Source organism: Marinitoga lauensis (assembly GCF_004135675.1).
GTDB lineage: Bacteria > Thermotogota > Thermotogae > Petrotogales > Petrotogaceae > Marinitoga > Marinitoga lauensis.
Genome location: NZ_QHLX01000008.1, coordinates 49,904 through 68,226 on the forward strand (window position 1 = coordinate 49,904; position 18,323 = coordinate 68,226).

Consider the following 18,323-nt stretch of genomic DNA (forward strand, 5'->3'; position numbering starts at 1 on the left):
TAAAACTAAACCTCCAGATTTTCTCTGGAGGTTTAGTTTTATATCACCCATCTACCGTTTTTCATTATTAATTCTTCTTTTCCTTCTTTGATGCCATATACATTTAATTCTTCATTACCAATCATAAAATCAACATGTGTAATACTATTATTTAAACCAACATTTTTTAATTCTTCTTCATTCATGTTCTCTCCGTTTTCCACACATGTTGGATAAGCTCTTCCAAAGGCAAAATGAGAAGCAGCATTTTCATCGAATAATGTATTATAGAAAATAACATTTAATTGATAGATTGGTGAATCGACAGGAACTAATGCAACTTCACCAGGATAACTTGCACCTTCATCTAATGATATAGCCTGTTTTAATACATCTTCGCCTTTTTCTGCAGTAACTTTAATTATTTTACCATCTTTAAATTCCATAGTAAATCCATCTATTACATTTCCGCCATATACTAATGGTTTACTATTTCTTACATAACCATTTACTTTATCTTTATGAGGAGCTGTAAACACTTCTTCTGTTGGTATATTTGGAAGGAAAACTACCCATCTTCATTTTTCTGAGCTCCACCTAACCATTTATGATTTTTTGGAAGACCTACAGTTAAATTTGTCCCTGGCCTTCATATCTTAAATATTCATATTGTTTATTATTTAAATACTCAGTCTTTTCTTTTAAATTATTTAAATGTTTGTTCCATAATTCAACAGGATCATCGGTTTCATTTACTCTTACAGTTTTTAAGATAGCATTCCATAAGTCTTGAACAGGATTATTAGAATGTGGAAATACTTTTTCTGCCCATTTTTTTGATGGAACCGCACCAACAGACCATGAAACTTTGTCGGACATGATAACCTTTGATACATCTTTCATTGCTGTTTGCCTTGTTTTAGAGTATTGTCCGATCTTTTGTGGAGCTATAGTTTTTAAAATATCAGGATCAGAACCAATAATACTTAAAAAACCACCTTTTTCATCACAAAAATATTTTGCCATATCAACTTCCCATTGATGAAATTCATTTAATAATTCGTCATCAGCATACTTTAATTTTAAATATAACATATATTCGTCATTATATACGGTATAAACTTCCTTAGCTCCAGCTTCATAAGCTTTTTCCGCAACTTTTCTTGTAAAGTCTACTGCATCAATTGTGGATCTTAAGAAAACTCTTTGACCTTTCTGCACATTAATACCGACTTTTACTAAAAGTTCGGCATACTTTTCCAATAGTTTTTCCATTACATCTCCTCCTCGAATAATTTTAGTTGTTCTGCTTTTAAAGGGAACCCTTCTATTAATTTGATTTTAAAGTCCGCTACTTCTATTAATTTTCTATATTCAGAAAATTGTTTTAATGGAGATAATATTTGTTTTTTGAAAAGTGTATAATAATCAATTTCGAAATCATTATATAATAAATTCTTGAAATCTTCAAGGTGTTCTCTTTCTATACTGGCAGAAATATAGTAAATATTATGTTCTGGCATCTTATTAAATATATTTTTTATTTTTCAAAATTCTTATAATTATAATATTTAATATAGTAATATAATAATCTATCATCATATGTGTATTTGAAATTATATAGACTTTCCATAAAAATAGCTGATTTTATATGATTTGGAAGAGTTTTATACTTTGTAAAATCTTTTTTCTTATACTTTTTATTAAAGCAATTTCCTCAATATCATATTTTTTTATTTCATAATATTGCTCGATAATCTCATCTAAGGTTAATTCATTATCTAAGGCTTTCAAAAATAAAGTGGTTAAAACTTTTTTAATACTCGTCGGTGTATCTTTTCTTACGATTTCAACACCATGAGTGATGATTTTTCTATCAAAGTCATATCCGAAATATCTTTTTTAATACCAAAAAACCTTACACGTTTATATATTTTATCAACTTCCATACTTAAAGTGCACTCGATTTTTTCATTGGTAAATTTTGGAATGAACTTTTCTGGTAGGATATTGTTAATATAATTTGCAATATAATTTCCAATTTCTAAAATATCTGATTTATCTAGTTTTTCATTACATTCAATATAATTAAATGAACTATCAGTATCTGAATATAATACATGTGTGGTAAAAGATATGGTTCTTTCGTTTATTTTAATATTTTCAAATTTGTGGTTATCAAGGATATTGTTAACAAACCTTAAAGCAGATCTTGCTGCTGCCAATATTGCTAAGGAAATTCTTATATCATGCAATGCAAAGTTATTTGTTCCTAAAACACCATACATGGAGTTTAAAAGGATCTTATAATTATATTGTTTTATATCATATATAACATAATCGGGACTATCAGATGTTGTTTCCTTTTTCAGTTTTTTATAATAAAGTCTTTCTTTTAGTAAATGCTTAACCAATGAAGATAAGATACCTTTTTTCTCCAATGTGAATTTTATCGGTTTATATTTTTCATTTTCCTCTTCGGATAAAATTTTACCTAAATCTACATGTTTTCCTGTATAATTTATATTATATATTAAAGTTTCAGGAGAGATATTAAAAGTAGCAATAATATTTGGATAAAGCGAAGTAAAATCCAAAACTACGACATTATCAAAAGTTTTATTTGGTGGAGTTAGTACAATAGCCCGCTAACATGAAGTCCATAATTTCCGCGTTCATAAAACCTAAAGGTTATCTTATCTTTCATTATATATTGTTGAATATAATGTTCTATGGAATTTGAAGTGCCAAAAAGAATAGGGAAAGGCACTCTTATTAATGCTTGAAGGGAACATATTAATCCTATTAATTTTAACTTTTTTTCTAATTCAACAAGTATTTCAACATCTCTAATGGCATAATCAATGAACTTCTCTATATCACTTTGATAATAGTTATATCCTTTAATTTCTGTTTTTCCTTCGATATGATGATGTTTTGCAACTATATCGAGTTTATATGAAGCGGGTTTATCTAAGACATATCTTCTATATATTTCTAAAAAATCTATTAAATTTACACCAGGAATTGAGTTAAAGTATTTGCCATTTCTTTGATAAGAATTATGTTTTAAATTTGGAATTGCCGTTATGTTTATTCTATAATAATTTGCTCTATTGATTATGTAGGGTATATCAAAACCATTTGAAAACCAGCCAGTTATTATATCTGGTTTTTCATTCATTACCAATTTACTAAAATATATCAACATATCTTTTTCTGTAAGAAATGTCAAAATATTTTTTTTATTTTTCAATTCTTTATGATGCACAAGAAGAATATATATTTCTTTTTATATGAATCATAATAGGTAATAGAATTTATTTTACCGCTATAATTTTTTACATCTTCATTGTTTACTTCGATATCTAAAAACCATATCTTTTTATCTTCAGGTTTTCCAGATATAGGCTCATTAAAAATATTCATTATATTTTTTCCATATACATAAACATTATTTTTTTCTAATTCATCTGTGATTTTTTTAAAAAGATTATAGTTGATGTCAAGCGTTGTATTTATTAATCTTTTCCCGTATATATCTTTCCACTCAAAATCTATGTCAATATAATTTTTTATTCTGTATTTTAACAGAATTTTTTGAACTTTGTCTATTTCAGTATTTTCAAATATTAAATTAAAAAATCTTTTTTGCTGTTTAAAGTCAGAACTTATTTTATTTTTAAAATAAAAGATTTTTGTTGCTGGATCTTGCCAGATAGATGTTATCATATATTCATCTCCAAAAGTTATAATATAATTAATATTATTTATGTTTTAATAAGGAGGAGGAATAAAATGGAAATTATTCGATATGATTCTTTAGAAAAGATACCAGGTATTAATTTTGATGGAAGAAAATTATATACTTCCAAAAAAGTTGAATTGGTTTTAATAAGTTTGGAATCAGGTGAAAAAATAAATAAACATTCTGTACCTTTTGATACGATATTTTTTATATCAAAAGGGAGTGGGGTTATTGAATTAGAAAATGAAAATATACTTGTAAAAGAAAATGATATGATGTATTGTGATAAAAATAGACCACATGGAGTAATAAATAATTCAAATGAGAAATTTAATGTGTTGGTTATAAAGATATTTGATTAGGTGATAATATGATGGATTTATTGAAAAATAATGAATTTTGTGTGTTGGATACCGAAACAACAGGGCTTAATCCTGGAATGGAGATAGAGTTATTGAAATAGCTATATATAACATTATAACTGAAAAAAGTAATTACTATGTTAAAAACAAATTTGTAACCTATATTAATCCTGAAAGACATATACCATCTTTTATTACAAGAATAACAGGGATTAGTGATTTTCATGTTGCCGGAGCTCCAAAGTTTTTTGAAATTGCAGAAGATTTTTTAAAGTTTATAAAAAATAAGATATTGGTAATTCAAAATGTTGGTTTTGATATGAAGTTTTTAAATAATGAGCTGAGATTAGCGGGATATAGAGAATTGAATAATAAAACTATTGATACAATCATGATGTCAAAGAGTGTATTTAAAGGTGAAAGAAAACATAACCTTGATGCTATAGCTTCAAGGTTAAATATTTTGAAGAAAGTGAATAGACATTCAGCAGAAGGTGATGTTATTATAACAACAGAAGCATTTGTAAAAATGAGAAATATACTTAAACTTTCCGCTTCGCAGAAGGTTTAAAGAATTTTATTAAATAAAATTCCAAAGGCTCTTCGCTCCGCGAAGAGCCTTTTATTTGATTAAATCATCAATATATTTTTTAAAGGTATTTTCTAGATTTTCGTATGAAACAGTTTCCACAACTTCACCATTAATAGATATTGCACCACCACTTTTTGTTCCAGCTATTCCGATATCCGCATGTTTTGCCTCTCCGGGACCATTGACAACACATCCCATAACAGCAATGTTTAAGCTTTTATCAACGTTTTTAGTCCATTCTTTAACTTTTATAGCCAATTCCTCAACATTTATTTCTGTTCTAGCACATGTTGGACATGCAATAACTCTTGGGCCTTTTTTAAACCCTAATAAGGTTAATAATTTTTTAGCAACTAAAACCTCTTTTACTGGATCACCTGCTATTGAAATTCTGATTGTATCTCCTATATTATTTAATAATAATGCTCCCAATCCTGCAGAGGATAAAACCAATGCATCTTCATATATACCTGCTTCGGTTATTCCTATGTGTAAGGGATATGGAACCTTTTCAGATATATATTTATTAGCAAGAAAATTTTCTTTAGCATCAGTGGATTTTATAGATATTACTATATCCTCAAATTCCAGTTCTTCCATTATTTTAACTTCTTGTAAAGCACTTTCTGCCAATGCTTTATAACGCGGCATTGATGTGTTTTCAAATTCTTTTTTTATAGATCCTGAATTTGCACCAACTCTGATAGGAATATTATATTCCTTTGCAACCTTTACAACTTCCTGAACTTTCCATTTTGCTCCAATATTTCCAGGATTAATCCTAATCTTTGAAGCTCCTGCTTTAATAGCTTCTATAGCTACTCTATAATCAAAATGAATATCTGCAACAATTGGCACAGAGGAGTTTTTACAAATTTCTTTAAAAGAAGAAATATCTTCCAAAGTTCTAACAGAAACCCTAACAATTTCTGCTCCAGCATTTGCTAATTTTATTATTTGTCTTATAGTGCTTTCAGTATCAAGAGTGTCAGTGTTTGTCATACTTTGTATTATAATTGGGTTATTTCCTCCAATAGGAATATTTTTTACATAAACAGTATTTTTTGAAAACATAAAATTACCTCCGGATTATATTCTTTTATCTAAAAAATCTTAATATATCATTATATGTAAAGTATACAAACAATCCCATTAAAATAAGAAAACCAATGGTATGTATGGTGGCTTCTACTTTTGGATTTGTTCTTTTTCCAGTAATCATTTCATATAATGAAAATACAATTCTTCCTCCATCTAAAGCAGGGATTGGTAAAAGATTTACTATACCAAGATTTAAAGTAATCAATGCAATTAAGGAAATTAAAGCTTCTGGGCCAGCTTTTGCTGCTTGACCAACAGCTCCTGCAATTCCAACAGGTCCCATAACCTCTGTTGTTTTTACTTTACCTGTGAATAATTGTCCAATTACATCTATCATTGCTCTCAATAATGTATTTGCCCATTGAATTGAAACAGATATTACTTCAAATCCTTTTGGTTTCCACTTATCAAAAGCAAACTTTAATACTAAAGGTTCTTGTAAAATTGAAAGAAATTCAGACTTTTTCAGTTTGATAGTTTTCTCCGTACCATTTCGTAAGATTGTTATGGTTAATGTATCAGAATTAAATCCTTTTTTAACTTCAGAAATCTTATTATCATTGATTGTAACTAAGATATCCTCAGGAGACATAGAAATTGAAGATAATAATTCTATTAAATCAAGACCATTCTTAATATTTTTTTCATTGATTTTTGTTATAACATCATTTTTTTGAAATGGAGCAATATCTTTATTAATTATATTAGAAAATGTAGCAAAATATACTCCAATAGCATATCTTTTAGGAGATATATTATATCCTTCTATTTTACCTTCAACGACTTTACCATTATCTAATTCAATAATTAATTTATCACCTTTTTCGAGATTCGGCAAAATATCTTTAATTTTTTCTGGTGGATTCATATTAAAAGATTTGATATTATATGAATCAAAAGTTATATCACTATTTGTTTTAAATACAATAGTATATTCTGGGTCGAATAATTCAGGTTTTATTTTTAATTCAAGAGGTTTATTATTACGTATGATTTCCAAATTTAATTCTTTTCCTTCTTTTATTGCAAGACTTAATATTGAACTGTCAAAAACAAAATGTCCATCAACTTTTTTTATTACATCACCAGGTTGTATTCCTGCATAATAGGCTGGTGAATCCTTGATAACCTCTTCAATCCTTACCTCAGAAAATCCATATAATAATCCCGAAATAGAAAGAACAATATATCCCAATATTATAGAGAACAAAGGTCCTGCAAATGCAATTAAAAATTTTTGCCATGGTTTTTTATTGTAAAAAAGATCAGGGTTGTCAGATAAGCCTTCTTCATTAGCAGGTTCTTCACCGGCGATCTTGACATATCCCCCAGGGGTATAAGATTAAAACGAAATTCTGTTTCTTTCCCTTTAAATGAGAAAAGTTTAGGTCCCATACCAATTGCAAACTCTTCAACTTTAGTTTTAAATAATTTAGCAAAAATAAAATGTCCTAATTCATGAAAGAAAACAACAATTGTAATTACGACCATAAACCAAAAAAGAGTTATCATTAAAACACCTCCATTATAATATACATTCTCAATAAAATATTCTATCATATATATGTTAATGAAATAGCATAAAAGTTTGAAGTAATTCCAAAAATCTTTGATTATAAAGTTAAAAATCCTTATTTTATGGATTTGCTATGAATTCACAAACGATTAACGAAATTAACAGTATTGTAAGTTGACAAAGAGGAAGAAAGGTGGTAATATATATACTCGGACGCGGACGAAGAGGTCTGCGGGAGGAAAAAGAAGAGTAAGGAAGGATGAAGCTCCTTGACAAGTGAACAGAGACACCCAGCGGAAGTAAAACGAGAGTGAAGAGATCGAACTCGAAATCTTGGATGGAGGGTTTGATCCTGGCTCAGGGCGAACGCTGGCGGCGTGCTTAACACATGCAAGTCGAACGAGGAGGCTCTCTTCGGGAGTAGTACTAGTGGCGAACGGGTGAGTAACGCGTAGGAAAGTGTCCTCCAGACCGGGACAACCACTGGAAACGGTGGCTAATACCGGATGAGACCGAGAGGTGAAAGCGTGCCAAGGCATGGCTGGAGGAGCTGCCTGCGACCCATCAGGTAGTTGGTAGGGTAAGAGCCTACCAAGCCGACGACGGGTAGCCGGCGTGAGAGCGTGGCCGGCCACAGGGGACTGAGACACGGCCCCACTCCTACGGGAGGCAGCAGTGGGGAATATTGGACAATGGGGGAAACCCTGATCCAGCGACGCCGCGTGGAGGATGAAGTCCTTCGGGACGTAAACTCCTGAACTTATCGAACAATAAGGTGAGCAGGGAATGGCTGACTGATGAGGGTAGATAAGGAAAAGCCCGGCTAACTACGTGCCAGCAGCCGCGGTAATACGTAGGGGCGAGCGTTGCCCGGAATCACTGGGCGTAAAGGGGGTGTAGGCGGTCAATTAAGTCAGATGTAAAAGGTCCTGGCTCAACCAGGGGAATGCGTCTGAAACTGATTGACTTGAGGTTACTAGAGGGAGACGGAATTACCTGTGTAGCGGTGAAATGCGTAGATACAGGTAAGAAGGCCGGTGGTGAAGACGGTCTCCTGGGGTAAACCTGACGCTGAGGCCCGAAAGCTAGGGAGCAAACCGGATTAGATACCCGGGTAGTCCTAGCCGTAAACGATGCCCACTAGGTGTGAGCGGTAGTACCGTTCGTGCTGAAGCTAAGGCGATAAGTGGGCCGCCTGGGGAGTACGTCCGCAAGGATGAAACTCAAAGGAATTGACGGGACCCGCACAAGCGGTGGAGCGTGTGGTTTAATTCGAAGCTAAGCGAAGGACCTTACCAGGGCTTGACATATAGGTGGTACCTACTAGAGATAGTAGGGACCCTGAACTTCGGTTTGGGGAGCCTATACAGGTGGTGCACGGCCGTCGTCAGCTCGTGCCGTGAGGTGTTGGGTTAAGTCCCGCAACGAGCGCAACCCTTGCCGTTAGTTGCCAGCACGTAAAGGTGGGAACCCTAACGGGACAGCCGCCGACGAGGCGGAGGAAGGAGGGGATGACGTCAGGTAATCGTGCCCCTTATGTCCTGGGCGACACACGCGCTACAATGGTAGGGACAGAGGGCAGCGAGGCCGAAAGGTGGAGCGAATCCCAGAAACCCTACCCCAGTTCAGATTGTAGTCTGAAACCCGACTACATGAAGCCGGAATCGCTAGTAATCGCAGGTCAGCCACACTGCGGTGAATACGTTCCCGGGTCTTGTACACACCGCCCGTCAAGCCACCCGAGTTGGAAACGCCCGAAGATGGCCAGGCTAACCGAAAGGAGGCCGGTTATTGAGGGTGGAGTCAGCGAGGGGGCTAAGTCGTAACAAGGTAGGTGTACCGGAAGGTGCGCCTGGATCACCTCCTTTCTAAGGAGAAGAAATGGGTGTCTCTGTTCAGTAGTGAAGGAGTAGGGGTAGTAGCTCAATTGGGAGAGCGTCTGCCTTGCACGCAGAAGGTTAGGGTTCAAGTCCCTCTACTCCACCAGCTCATTGACAAGTGCATAGTGAAAGATAAGGTCAAGGTAAAAAGGGCTTACGGAGGATGCCTAGGCGACGGGAGGCGAAGAAGGACGTGGCAAGCTGCGAAAAGCCACGGGAGCTGCAAGCGAGCGTAGATCCGTGGATATCCGAATGGGGAACCCGAAGGCCAGCGAAAGCTGGGCGAACCCGGGAAGGGAAACATCTTAGTACCCGGAGGAAAAGAAATCAAGAGAGATTCCCTGAGTAGTGGCGAGCGAAAGGGAGGAGCCCAAACCAGTTAGGTGTAAAAGGGTGCTGCCGTTGCCTAACTGGGTAGAGGGAAGTAATCGGAGCCGACAGCACGAGGCTCGGGATGGAAGTTTGTATAGCCGAATTGACTGGGAAGTCAAACCGGAGAGGGTGAAAGTCCGTAGGCGAAATACAAACTAAGTCCTGGATTACTATCCCAAGTAGCGTGGGACACGAGGAATCCTGCGTGAATCAGGGTGGACCACCATCCAAGGCTAAATACTACCCGTCGACCGATAGCGGAAAAGTACCGTGAGGGAAAGGTGAAAAGGACCCCGGGAGGGAGTGAAAGAGAACCTGAAACCGTAAGCCTACAAGAAGTGGGAGCTCTGAGAGGAGTGACCGCGTGCCTTTTGATTAATGTGCCACGAATTGCATGCATTGGCGAGGATAAGCCGGAGAGGTGGATCCGAAGTGAAAGCGAGCCTGAAGAGGGCGGATAGTCAATGTATGCAGACCCGAAGCCAGGTGAGCTATCCATGGGCAGGGTGAAGTTGCGGTGAAACGCAATGGAGGCCCGAACCGGTATGCAGTGAAACGCATTCGGATGACCTGTGGATAGGGTGAAAAGCCAACCGAACCTGGTGATAGCTGGATCTCCCCGAAACGTGTGTAGGCACGGCCTCAACTATTACTTACGGGGTAGAGCACTGATAGGCGTAGGGGGTAACCTCCGAAACTTGTCAAACTCCGAATACCGTAAGTAAAAGGTTGGGAGACAGACTGTGGGGAAAAGCTCCATGGTCGAGAGGGAAACAGCCCAGACCGCCAGCTAAGGGCTCGAAGGATAGCTAAGTGTGAAAGGTAGTGGACTGCCAGAGACAGCCGGGATGTTGGCTTAGAAGCAGCCATCATTAAAAGAGTGCGTAACAGCTCACCGGTTGAGGCGGACTGCGCCGAAAATGTAAGGAGGCTGAAGCTATACTCCGAAGCTGCGGAATCTGCGGATTGGTAGGGGAGCATTGTGCAGTAGGGAGAAGGTAAATCGTGAGGTTTACTGGACGAAGCACAAGAGCGGATGTGGGCATGAGTAACGAGAGGAAGGTGAGAATCCTTCCCCCGAAAGCCCAAGGGTACCTGGGAAGGGTCGTCCGCCAGGGTAAGCCGGGACCTAAGGTGAATCCGAAAGGAGTAACCGATGGAAAACAGGTAAAGAATCCTGTGCCATATCTATACTGCTATGATAAGAGGGGTGACGCAGAAGGTGAAGCCTCGTGAGCAAGTGGCACGCTCATCCAAGCGCAAAGGTCGAAGAAGCTGGTAGGTAAATCCGCCGGTGGAGGCTGAAGCGTGATGGGGAGGACGTAGGTCCAACGAGGTCACAGCCATGCTGCCAAGAAAAACCTCGCTTATCGGTATAGATATGCCCGTTCCGAAAACCGACACAGGTGGGCGAGCTGAGAAGGCTAAGGGGAGCAGGCTAACCTCCGCTAAGGAACTCGGCAAAATAGCCCGTAACTTCGGGAGAAGGGGTGCTCTCTGGTGTGGTTAATACTGCATTGGGGAGTCGCAGTGACAAGGTCCAGGCGACTGTTTACCAAAAACACAGGACTCTGCGAACTCGAAAAGAGGACGTATAGGGTCTGACGCCTGCCAGTGCCGGAAGGTTAAGGGAGTGCTGAGAGGTACGAACCGAAGCCCCGGTAAACGGCGGCCGTAACTATAACGGTCCTAAGGTAGCGAAATTCCTTGTCGGGTAAGTTCCGACCTGCATGAATGGCGTAACGATTTGGACACTGTCTCAGCGGAGGGCCTGGTGAAATTACAGACTGGGTGAAGATGCCCAGTACCCGCAGTTAGACGGAAAGACCCGTGGAGTTTTACTGTAGCCTGACATTGTAACTTGTCATGTTGTGTACAGGATAGGTGGGAGGCGGAGAAACCTGCTCGCAAGGGTAGGTGGAGCCGACGGTGGGATACCACCCTCAGCATGATGGGTTACTAACCATTGATTGTGAAGAGCAATGATGGGACAGTGTTAGGTGGGCAGTTTGACTGGGGCGGTCGCCTCCTAAAGAGTAACGGAGGTGCGCGAAGGTAGGCTCATGTGGGTTGGAAATCCACAGGAGAGTGTAAAGGCAAAAGCCTGCCTGACTGCGAGACTGACAGGTCGAGCAGGGTGGAAACACGGTCTTAGTGACCCGGCGGATCCGAGTGGAAGGGCCGTCGATCAACGGATAAAAGTTACCCCGGGATAACAGGCTTATCGCGCTCAAGAGTTCATATCGACGGCGCGGATTGGCACCTCGATGTCGACTCATCGCATCCTGGGCTGAAGTAGGTCCCAAGGGTTGGGCTGTTCGCCCATTAAAGCGGTACGTGAGTTGGGTTCAGAACGTCGTGAGACAGTTCGGTCCCTATCTGCTGCGGGCGTAGGAAACTTGAGGGGGTCACACCTAGTACGAGAGGACCGGTGTGAGGGTACCGCTAGTGAATCAGCTGTTCCGCCAGGAGCAGGAGCTGAGTAGCTATGTACCTGACCGATAACCGCTGAAAGCATCTAAGCGGGAAACGGGCCCGAGATGAGGTTTCCCACTCTTAGGAGGTAAGGGCAGTTCGAGACTAGGACGTAGATAGGCCGGAGGTGTAAGTACAGTGATGTATTGAGCCGACCGGTACTAATAGCCCGAGGCCTTGACCTTATTAAGTAACTATGCACATGTGAATGAGTATTGAGGGGTGCAGATACCAGATATGGAAACACGCGGATCCATGCCGAACCCGACCGTTAAGCATATCTGGGCCGATGGTAGTATGGGAAATCCATGCGAGAGTAGGTAGCGCCCTCTTTTTATTCCCCAGTCATTTTTGACTGGGGTTTTTATTTTATGCTAATTTTTTATTCCATTTATAATTTATTTCCTTCATTATATTTATTAATTATCTTAAACCTTTCGCTGAGCGAAAGGTTTAAAGTTTTTTTTTATTTTATTATTAAAATACTTTTCCTAAACCCTTTGCGAGCAGAGACAGCTCTACGAGCAGCAATAGGATAAATATTATATATAATAATATAATTATTATTAATTATTTCATAATTAAAAAAAGCAGCCAAAAAGGCTGCTTTTTTGTTATCTGTTTCCGTTTAAAAATTAAAAAACTTACTATAATAATATTATATTTAAGTTAATTGTTAAATGAATTTTATTTTTATATGTAATTTTTGTGCTATAATATAATTGACAATCCTAATTAAAAGGAGGTTTATTATGAAATCTATAAAAACTAAAATTGCATTGGTTTTTTCTATTGTAATAATTTCTGCAGGATTATTTGTTGGAATATTCTTGTATTTTTATCTTGGAAGTTCTTTAAAAACCATTATTTCTGATTCGTCATTTTCAATTTTAGAACAACAATCAAAACAAATTGAGGAATACTTTGACGGACTAATTCATCAAATGGAAATAATTTCCAATAAAAAGATATTTAAGAGTATGAATTTTGATGATTCGATAAATGTGTTAAAAAATGATTTAAAAGTTCTGGATGATTTTTCAATGTTTTTTATTGCAGATAAAAAAGGTGATGCATATACAACTTCTGGTGTAAAAACTAATATAAAAGATAGAAAATATTTTCAAGAAATAATGTCTGGACAGAATATTGCAATTAGTGATGTTTTGATTTCTAAAGCGGATGGTTCTTCAATTATAGTTATAGCTCATTCAATAAAAGATGATAAAAATAATACTATAGGGTTAATTGGTGCTACAATATCAATTGGAAGATTTTTGGAATTTTTGAATACAGATAATGAAAAAGGTATTTATAGTTTTATTACAGATTCAAAAGGTTTAATTATAGCTCATTCTATTAAAGATTATGTTGGAGGTAATATACTAGAATCTAATTTTAAGGGTATGGATATATTATCTAAGAAGATGCTTAATGGAGAAAAAGGCTATGGTAATATTATTGCAGCTGATGGAAAACGAATGTTGTTTTATGCTCCGATAAAATCATTAAATTGGACTGTTGCCATATCTATTCCAGAAAGAACATTATTAGAAAATGCAAAAGGATTAATACAATTTTTCAATATTATAGTGCTTATAGCTGTTATTATAGCATTAGTTATCTCTATATTATTAGGAAATTCTATTGCAAAACCATTGATCAAATTAGCCGAGAAGGTTAAAAAATTTGGCGAAGGTGATTTAACTCAAAAATTTGAAATTAAAGGAAAAGATGAAATTGCCGAGATTTCAAAATCATTAGACTATATGTCTAAAAATCTTGTTAATTATTTGAATGAAATAAAACAGTCATCGGAAGATTTAGAAAAAATGTCATTTGAAATAAATAAGAATGCAGATATTCAATCTTCACAGATGGAAAATATTAGTGAAAAAACTGAAAAAATTGATGAAAGCTCAAACTCTGCAGCAGCTTCTGTAGAAGAGATAAATTCTGGAGTAGAAGAAATAACTGCAGCAGCTCAAAATATTTCAATGAGTGCTCAAAGTTTATCAAAAGAGGCTTTAGATGTATCCAATACAGCAAAGGAAGGTAATGAATCAATTGTTAAGATTTCAGAAATCATAAATCATGCTGTAGAACAATCAAATAAAACTGTAAATACTGTAAATGAATTAGTTTCAAATGCTGAAAATATAGGTCAAATTGTCGAAACAATAGAAAACATTACCGAACAAACTAATTTATTAGCTCTTAATGCAGCGATAGAGGCAGCAAGAGCAGGAGAAGCAGGTAAAGGGTTTGCTGTTGTTGCAGATGAGATAAGAAAATTAGCTGAAGAATCTAAAAAGGCTACAGAACAAATAGCTCAGATATTATTGGAAATTCAAGAAGGCGCAAAAAGTGCAAGTGAAGCTACAGAAAAGACAGGTGAAATAATAAAAGATGTAGAAACAGAATCTGGAAATATTTCTGAAAAGTTTAAAGTTATATTGGAAAAAATTCAACAGATTACATTAAATATAGAGGATTTAAGCTCCAGTTCAGAAGAACAAAGTGCTTCAACAGAAGAAGTTTCTGCTGGAATGGATAAAATAACTCGTGAAGTATCTTTGATTTCAGAAGAAATTACCAATATAGCTGAAGCAATAAATAACCAAAGCGATAATATAAGAAAATTAGAAGAATTTACTGAAGAATTAAAAATGAAATCACAATCTTTAGTTGAAGGGTTAAAGAGATTTAAAATGTAAAACAAGGCTCCTTAATGGAGTCTTGTTTTTTTATTAATAAAATTATTAATATAGTCGATTAGTATAACGGAGGTGATAAAATGAGAATCGATAACAAAGGTTTTGAGTATTTTAAGTATTCAGAAGTAAGAAAAATTGGTAAAGATAAAGAATTGGAAAAAAGTGATGGTAATAAAAAAGGTGAAAGTAAAAATTTTAAGGGAGATGTATATGTTAAAACCGAGATAGAATATATGAAAGCTACTTATTCAAGTTTGGTTCATAAAAATCCTCAAATTAATCCTAATCGATGGAAAGAATTGCAAAATGATTCACAAAAAATGTTCAATGAGTTTAAATCATGGGTAGAAGATAAAATAAAAAAACAGTTAGGAATTACGCAGGATGAAAAATCAGAAATGAAAAAGGAATTAGAAACAGGTAAATGGAGTCCAGAAGCAGTATCAGATAGGATATTGGAGTTTGCTAAATCGATATCCGGTGGAGATAAATCAAAAATAAATTTATTGAGAAATGCTGTTAAAAAAGGGTTTGAAGATGTGAGGGGCGTTTTAGGTGGAAAATTGCCAGATGTAAGTGAAAAAACATACGATCTAGTTATGAAAAAATTTGATATGTGGGAAAAAGGTGAAGATGAAATTCAGATTGAAAAGGGGGAGTAGAGTATATAAATGTAAAACAGGAAATAATTAAAAATGATGAGCAAAATAATAGCAAGTAAGGATTTCCGGCAGGAAATCCTTATGTTTTATTAGATTTAATCATTTTCTTATGAATTAAAAAAGCAGTTAGCATTATAACAATACCAAGATAACTTGCTAAGGCATCATACATTGAAAAATACCTATATGGAGACAAAGCCTGTATATACTCACTGCCAATAGGTAAAACAAATATTATTGTGCCAAAAAAATATAAGAAGAATTTTCTGTGAAAATAACTTTTTAAAAATAAAAACATACCTCCAGCATAAGCAACAAAATGCCATATTTTATCTTCACCATAAAATTTTGAATAGTTAAAAGGAGGTTTAGGGTAGTAGCAAAATAAATTAGTACTATTAAATAAATGATGAATAAAAAATCCCAGATAATAACTTTTTTATTATTCACATAAATTCCTCCTATAATAATTTTTCATAACTATTATATCATAAAAATAGACGAGTATTTTTATTACTTTTCCTTTTTGTTAAGAAATTAAAAATTTACATATATATAATAGATTAACAATAAATATAGGATAAATTATAATTAAAGCTTAATTGTATAAAATTTAAATTTTGATATTCCAATTTTTAAGGAGGGATATTTTTGATGGAATTAAAAGAATTTAATGAATTTAGAGAAAAAATGAATAAAAAAATATTGGAGAATGGAACATTAAATACAAAACGATTTTTTAGTTTAGATAATGCAGTTTATAGAGAGGGCTCAATACCTACAAAATATAAAGAAATGATGGGGTTAGTTGCTTCAATGGTTTTAAGGTGTGAAGGGTGTATCAACTATCATATAAAAAAATGTTTAGAAGAAGAAGTGACAGATGAAGAATTTTATGAAATATTTGACATAGCCTTAATAGTTGGTGGGTCAATTGTCATTCCACATTTGAGAGAAGCAGTGGCCTTTTTAGAAGAAGCTAAAAAAGAAATTAGAGGAGAGCAAAATGACTGAAATAATTAAAGTAAATCCGTTTGATATTGATTTGAAAAAAATAAATATAGCAGCAGAAAAGATTAAATTAGGTGGTTTAGTAGTATTCCCTACAGAAACTGTGTATGGTTTAGGGGCTAATGCATTAAATGAAACTGCTGTTAAAAAGATATATGCTGCCAAAGGAAGACCATCAGATAACCCATTAATAATGCATTTAGATAGAATTGAAAAAATAAAAGATTATACATATATAGATGATAATATTTTTGAAAAAATAAAAGTTTTAACTCCTGGTCCCATTACATTTGTTTTGAAAAAGAAAGAAATTGTACCGGAGATAATTACAGCTAATAGAGATACCGTAGCAATAAGAGTTCCAGCACATCCTATTGCTCAAAAATTAATAGAAATGTCAGGCGTTCCAATAGCAGCACCAAGTGCAAATTTATCAGGAAGACCGAGTCCTACTATAGCAGAACATGTAATAGAAGATATGTTTGGCAGGGTAGATGTTATTATTGATGGAGGGAATGTTGATTTTGGTTTAGAGTCCACAGTAATTGATTTGACAGAGGATATTCCAACATTATTAAGACCAGGTCCAATAATTCCAGAAAAATTAAAGGAAGTATTTGGGTATATAAAAATACCAGATTTTATATATGGAAAAGGAAAGGTGGATATAGCAAAAGCACCAGGGATGAAATATCGTCATTATGCTCCTGATAAGAAAACAATATTGGTTGAATATTCAAAAAAAAGGATAGAAAAAATAAAAGAAAAAATAAATAATTATAAAAATCCTTTGCTTGTTTTGTTTGAAGAAGATAAAAAATACTTTAGAGAATATGATATAATAACTTCAGGAAATAAAAATGATTATTATAAAATAGCTGTAAAATTATTCGCTATTTTAAGAAATGCAGATAAAACAAAAAATGATGTAATTATTATTGAAGGGGTAAAGGATGAAGGGTTAGGAATATCTATAATGAACAGATTAAGAAAAGCATCTTCAGAGATTTGGAGGTAATAATCTTGAGGTTATTATTTGATGTAGGAAATACACATATAGTTATAGGAACGTATGAAAACGATAAGTTTATTCAAACCTGGAGAATAGGAACCAAATCATTTGAAACAGAGGATGAATTATTTTCTCATTTATATCCCCTTTTTAAGAGAGAAAAAATTGACGAAAATGATATAAAAACTGTAATAATATCTTCTGTAGTTCCTTCTATAAATTATATATTGGGTAAATTAGCGGTAAAATATTTTAATACTGAATCGATTTTTGTGAATGCAAAGGAGATAAAATCCATAAAATTAGATGTAGATTATCCAAATGAAGTTGGAGCAGATAGGATAGCTAATATTCTTGCATTAAAAGAATATTATGGCGAAAATGCTATTGCAATAGATTTTGGAACGGCGATTACAATAGATGTTTTATATGAAGGTAATTTCATTGGTGGAGCAATTATACCAGGAATAAATACACAGATGATGGCTTTGTTTTCCAAAACAGCAAAATTACCTCAGGTAGAATTAGAATTTTTAGATTATTCTGTTGGAAAGAATACAATAGATAACATTCAAATTGGAATAATAAAAACAGTTGTATATGGAATACAACAATTATTAAAAGATATTGAAAATGAATATAAAAAAGAGTTTAAAATAGTTATAACAGGTGGTATTGGTAAATCATTAAAAGGGATAATTCCTGAATTTAATCATTATGATCCATATTTAACGTTAAAAGGATTAAATGCTTTTTATGATTTAATGAAAGGAGTAGATTGATGAATCATTCATCAAAGCATTTTTTATTGATAAATCCATGGATTTACGATACCGCAGCATATGATTTTTGGTTAAAACCGTTAGGGCTATTATATATAGGTAGTATATTAAAAA

18 protein-coding genes, 1 tRNA gene and 3 rRNA genes are annotated in these 18,323 nt (G+C 34.6%); 11 read left to right on the plus strand and 11 right to left on the minus strand.

The features are described from left to right. Nucleotides 1–38 precede the first annotated feature (38 nt). The 7 genes from DJ007_RS19505 to DJ007_RS13370 form a co-directional block, all read right to left on the minus strand. Nucleotides 39–518, minus strand: a complete 480-nt coding sequence (locus DJ007_RS19505) for an aminopeptidase (RefSeq protein WP_206076388.1) — start codon at nucleotides 516–518, stop codon at nucleotides 39–41. A gap of 91 nt (nucleotides 519–609) precedes the next feature. Further along, entirely contained in the window at nucleotides 610–1,254 is a 645-nt protein-coding gene (locus tag DJ007_RS19510; RefSeq protein ID WP_206076389.1) for an aminopeptidase, read from the minus strand. Then, nucleotides 1,254–1,502, minus strand: coding sequence for a hypothetical protein (locus DJ007_RS13355; RefSeq protein WP_129410013.1), 249 nt, complete (start codon nucleotides 1,500–1,502; stop codon nucleotides 1,254–1,256). Before DJ007_RS13355 ends, DJ007_RS19510 begins: the two co-directional genes overlap by 1 nt. 124 nt (nucleotides 1,503–1,626) lie before the next feature. Beyond that, on the minus strand, nucleotides 1,627–1,773 hold the full coding sequence (locus DJ007_RS16390) for a hypothetical protein (protein ID WP_206076390.1): 147 nt from the start codon (nucleotides 1,771–1,773) through the stop codon (nucleotides 1,627–1,629). Nucleotides 1,774–1,820: 47 nt separating this feature from the next. Then, nucleotides 1,821–2,576, minus strand: a complete 756-nt coding sequence (locus DJ007_RS13360; RefSeq protein WP_240739639.1) for a DNA polymerase domain-containing protein — start codon at nucleotides 2,574–2,576, stop codon at nucleotides 1,821–1,823. Nucleotides 2,577–2,611: 35 nt separating this feature from the next. Beyond that, on the minus strand, nucleotides 2,612–3,235 hold the full coding sequence (locus tag DJ007_RS13365) for a 3'-5' exonuclease (RefSeq protein ID WP_206076391.1): 624 nt from the start codon (nucleotides 3,233–3,235) through the stop codon (nucleotides 2,612–2,614). Beyond that, nucleotides 3,232–3,711, minus strand: a complete 480-nt coding sequence (locus DJ007_RS13370) for a hypothetical protein (protein ID WP_129410016.1) — start codon at nucleotides 3,709–3,711, stop codon at nucleotides 3,232–3,234. Before DJ007_RS13370 ends, DJ007_RS13365 begins: the two co-directional genes overlap by 4 nt. A gap of 66 nt (nucleotides 3,712–3,777) precedes the next feature. On the opposite strand from DJ007_RS13370, the gene DJ007_RS13375 reads away from it, so the two are divergent. Next, complete coding sequence (locus DJ007_RS13375; RefSeq protein ID WP_129410017.1) at nucleotides 3,778–4,089, plus strand: cupin domain-containing protein; 312 nt, start codon at nucleotides 3,778–3,780, stop codon at nucleotides 4,087–4,089. 115 nt (nucleotides 4,090–4,204) lie between these two features. Further along, nucleotides 4,205–4,660, plus strand: coding sequence for a 3'-5' exonuclease (locus DJ007_RS13380; RefSeq protein WP_240739643.1), 456 nt, complete (start codon nucleotides 4,205–4,207; stop codon nucleotides 4,658–4,660). A gap of 51 nt (nucleotides 4,661–4,711) precedes the next feature. Here DJ007_RS13380 and ispG read toward each other — a convergent pair whose 3' ends face one another. Genes ispG through DJ007_RS13395 form a run of 3 tightly spaced genes read right to left on the minus strand, consistent with a single transcriptional unit; the run spans nucleotide 4,712 to nucleotide 7,294 of the window. Then, nucleotides 4,712–5,755, minus strand: a complete 1,044-nt coding sequence (ispG, locus tag DJ007_RS13385) for a flavodoxin-dependent (E)-4-hydroxy-3-methylbut-2-enyl-diphosphate synthase (protein ID WP_129410019.1) — start codon at nucleotides 5,753–5,755, stop codon at nucleotides 4,712–4,714. Between the two features lie 25 nt (nucleotides 5,756–5,780). Beyond that, a complete protein-coding gene (locus DJ007_RS13390) occupies nucleotides 5,781–7,097 on the minus strand; it encodes a site-2 protease family protein (RefSeq protein ID WP_129410020.1) in 1,317 nt (438 codons plus the stop codon). Continuing rightward, nucleotides 7,010–7,294, minus strand: coding sequence for a site-2 protease family protein (locus DJ007_RS13395; protein WP_165974191.1), 285 nt, complete (start codon nucleotides 7,292–7,294; stop codon nucleotides 7,010–7,012). Before DJ007_RS13395 ends, DJ007_RS13390 begins: the two co-directional genes overlap by 88 nt. Before the next feature lie 338 nt (nucleotides 7,295–7,632). Between DJ007_RS13395 and DJ007_RS13400 the strand changes: the two genes are divergently transcribed. The 6 genes from DJ007_RS13400 (at nucleotide 7,633) to DJ007_RS13425 (ending at nucleotide 15,404) form a co-directional block, all read left to right on the plus strand. Beyond that, nucleotides 7,633–9,166 (plus strand): 16S ribosomal RNA (locus DJ007_RS13400). 44 nt (nucleotides 9,167–9,210) lie between these two features. Continuing rightward, nucleotides 9,211–9,284: transfer RNA gene (locus DJ007_RS13405), tRNA-Ala, on the plus strand. Nucleotides 9,285–9,314: 30 nt separating this feature from the next. Beyond that, nucleotides 9,315–12,210 (plus strand): 23S ribosomal RNA (locus DJ007_RS13410). A gap of 33 nt (nucleotides 12,211–12,243) precedes the next feature. After that, nucleotides 12,244–12,357, plus strand: a 5S ribosomal RNA gene (gene rrf / locus DJ007_RS13415). Together the 16S, 23S and 5S rRNA genes with 1 tRNA gene alongside form the textbook arrangement of a ribosomal RNA operon. A 420-nt stretch (nucleotides 12,358–12,777) precedes the next feature. Then, a complete protein-coding gene (locus DJ007_RS13420; protein WP_129410022.1) occupies nucleotides 12,778–14,742 on the plus strand; it encodes a methyl-accepting chemotaxis protein in 1,965 nt (654 codons plus the stop codon). A gap of 80 nt (nucleotides 14,743–14,822) precedes the next feature. Continuing rightward, complete coding sequence (locus DJ007_RS13425) at nucleotides 14,823–15,404, plus strand: hypothetical protein (RefSeq protein WP_129410023.1); 582 nt, start codon at nucleotides 14,823–14,825, stop codon at nucleotides 15,402–15,404. Between the two features lie 79 nt (nucleotides 15,405–15,483). Here the strand turns inward: DJ007_RS13425 and DJ007_RS13430 are convergent, their stop codons facing one another. Then, the gene (locus DJ007_RS13430) at nucleotides 15,484–15,702 is read right to left on the minus strand and encodes a hypothetical protein (protein WP_129410024.1); all 219 of its coding nucleotides are present in this window, start codon (nucleotides 15,700–15,702) and stop codon (nucleotides 15,484–15,486) included. 356 nt (nucleotides 15,703–16,058) lie between these two features. On the opposite strand from DJ007_RS13430, the gene DJ007_RS13435 reads away from it, so the two are divergent. From DJ007_RS13435 to DJ007_RS13445, 3 genes are read left to right on the plus strand one after another with little or no spacing between them, the layout of a single operon-like run. Beyond that, nucleotides 16,059–16,418: a carboxymuconolactone decarboxylase family protein gene (locus tag DJ007_RS13435; RefSeq protein WP_129410029.1), complete on the plus strand. Its 360-nt coding sequence runs from the start codon at nucleotides 16,059–16,061 to the stop codon at nucleotides 16,416–16,418. Further along, nucleotides 16,411–17,433 (plus strand): L-threonylcarbamoyladenylate synthase, encoded by a 1,023-nt coding sequence (locus tag DJ007_RS13440; RefSeq protein ID WP_129410025.1) that lies wholly within the window; start codon nucleotides 16,411–16,413, stop codon nucleotides 17,431–17,433. Before DJ007_RS13435 ends, DJ007_RS13440 begins: the two co-directional genes overlap by 8 nt. A gap of 5 nt (nucleotides 17,434–17,438) precedes the next feature. Further along, a complete protein-coding gene (locus DJ007_RS13445; RefSeq protein WP_129410026.1) occupies nucleotides 17,439–18,209 on the plus strand; it encodes a type III pantothenate kinase in 771 nt (256 codons plus the stop codon). Nucleotides 18,210–18,323 lie beyond the last annotated feature (114 nt).

Excerpts from the sequence above, each read along its gene's own strand:
- DJ007_RS13435 (WP_129410029.1), top strand. The coding sequence starts at position 16,059 with ATGGAATTAAAAGAATTTAATGAATTTAGAGAAAAAATGAATAAAAAA.
- DJ007_RS13440 (WP_129410025.1), top strand. The coding sequence starts at position 16,411 with ATGACTGAAATAATTAAAGTAAATCCGTTTGATATTGATTTGAAAAAA.
- DJ007_RS13420 (WP_129410022.1), top strand. The coding sequence starts at position 12,778 with ATGAAATCTATAAAAACTAAAATTGCATTGGTTTTTTCTATTGTAATA.
- DJ007_RS13395 (WP_165974191.1), bottom strand. The coding sequence starts at position 7,294 with ATGATAACTCTTTTTTGGTTTATGGTCGTAATTACAATTGTTGTTTTC.
- DJ007_RS13375 (WP_129410017.1), top strand. The coding sequence starts at position 3,778 with ATGGAAATTATTCGATATGATTCTTTAGAAAAGATACCAGGTATTAAT.
- DJ007_RS13430 (WP_129410024.1), bottom strand. The coding sequence starts at position 15,702 with ATGTTTTTATTTTTAAAAAGTTATTTTCACAGAAAATTCTTCTTATAT.
- DJ007_RS13370 (WP_129410016.1), bottom strand. The coding sequence starts at position 3,711 with ATGATAACATCTATCTGGCAAGATCCAGCAACAAAAATCTTTTATTTT.
- DJ007_RS13355 (WP_129410013.1), bottom strand. The coding sequence starts at position 1,502 with ATGCCAGAACATAATATTTACTATATTTCTGCCAGTATAGAAAGAGAA.
- DJ007_RS13425 (WP_129410023.1), top strand. The coding sequence starts at position 14,823 with ATGAGAATCGATAACAAAGGTTTTGAGTATTTTAAGTATTCAGAAGTA.
- DJ007_RS19510 (WP_206076389.1), bottom strand. The coding sequence starts at position 1,254 with ATGGAAAAACTATTGGAAAAGTATGCCGAACTTTTAGTAAAAGTCGGT.
- ispG (WP_129410019.1), bottom strand. The coding sequence starts at position 5,755 with ATGTTTTCAAAAAATACTGTTTATGTAAAAAATATTCCTATTGGAGGA.